Annotated in this window: 3 protein-coding genes; all 3 read right to left on the bottom strand. The window is 41.8% G+C overall.

Features of this window, described 5'->3' with window-relative positions:
* On the bottom strand, window positions 1–339 hold a 339-nt coding region (locus CXF78_RS00625; protein WP_308302230.1), incomplete at its 3' end, for an Rnf-Nqr domain containing protein.
* 5 nt (window positions 340–344) lie between these two features.
* Window positions 345–977, bottom strand: a complete 633-nt coding sequence (locus CXF78_RS00620; protein WP_011636426.1) for an NADH:ubiquinone reductase (Na(+)-transporting) subunit D — start codon at window positions 975–977, stop codon at window positions 345–347.
* On the bottom strand, window positions 977–1,372 hold a 396-nt coding region (gene nqrC, locus CXF78_RS00615), incomplete at its 5' end, for an NADH:ubiquinone reductase (Na(+)-transporting) subunit C (protein WP_102035696.1). The genes CXF78_RS00620 and nqrC, both read right to left, overlap by 1 nt.

Genomic DNA, 1,372 nt, shown 5'->3' with positions numbered 1-1,372 from the left:
TAACGCGTTGTACAAAGGTGGAAAATACTTGTCTAAAGCCATTTCCAAAATTTGTACAAGTGCTGCAATCACACCGATAAAGGTGATGAACTTCAAGAAGCTCAAATCAGCATCAGGGAAACCAGCCCAAGCTAATGCGCCTGGAGCCAATAAACCTTGATAAATAATTTGGTTAGCAGGAACCGAAATAGCGAGTACCACGATAACTGCAACACCAAGGCCCATCGCAGTAGTGACTTTCTTCGAAACCGCTAAGAAAGTACACATACCTAAGAAGAACGCGAGTGCCATGTTTTCAATGAAAACTGAACGAATTAATAAACTAATATAATGTTCCATTGCGTCTACCCTTTTGCTTCGACTTGCTCTGGCTTGTAAGTACGGATCAACCAGATCAAACCACCGATCAAGAAGAATGCACTCGGTGGCAGTAGTAATAAACCGTTAGGCTGATACCAACCACCGTCAGAGATTTTGCTGAGGATTTCTACGCCGAATAATGAACCATTACCAAATAGTTCACGCACCACGCCAACAGACAATAGAATAGCACCGTAACCTAAACCGTTACCGATACCGTCCATAAAGCTCATCATTGGAGGGGTTTTCATTGCGTAAGCTTCAGCACGACCCATTACAATACAGTTAGTAATAATCAAACCTACGAATACCGATAACTGCTTAGAAATGGCATAGGCATAAGCTTGTAATACTTGGTCAACCACAATTACTAAAGACGCAATAATGGTCATCTGTACAATAATACGCACACTGCTTGGAATGTGATTACGAATAAGAGAGATAAACAGGTTAGAAAACGCTGTTACCGCTGTTAATGCAATCGTCATTACTAATGCTGTTTCTAATTTACTGGTAACAGCAAGTGCACTACACACACCCAAAATTTGCAATGCAATTGGGTTGTTATTGATAATCGGTCCGGTCAGAACCTGTTTAAGTTCTTTAGCGTCAGCCATTAGCTTAACCCTCCGTTGCGTGCTTTAGCGATAAAGCTTGCAAAGCCTTCTTTACCTAACCAAAACTCCAATGAGTGTTGTACACCGTTACTGGTCAATGTTGCACCTGAAAGTGCATCAACACCATGAACAGAGCTAGCCACTGTAGGGTTTTTAGTCACACTAATAGCCAAGTCGCCTTGTGCATCAAATAACTGCTTACCTTTCCACAATGCTTTCCATTTTGGATTTTCAACTTCGCCACCTAAACCAGGAGTTTCACCTTGGTCGTAGTAAACAAGTCCTTGCACAGTGTTTAGATCAGCTTCTAGAGCCAAAAATGCGTACATCGTTGACCACAAACCATAACCGTGAACAGGCAAAATCACGCTAGTCAGTTTACCTTCGTCATTACG

The organism is Shewanella sp. 11B5 (genome assembly GCF_002836795.1).
Lineage (GTDB): Bacteria > Pseudomonadota > Gammaproteobacteria > Enterobacterales > Shewanellaceae > Shewanella > Shewanella frigidimarina.
This window is presented reverse-complemented; position numbering and strand designations above follow the sequence as displayed.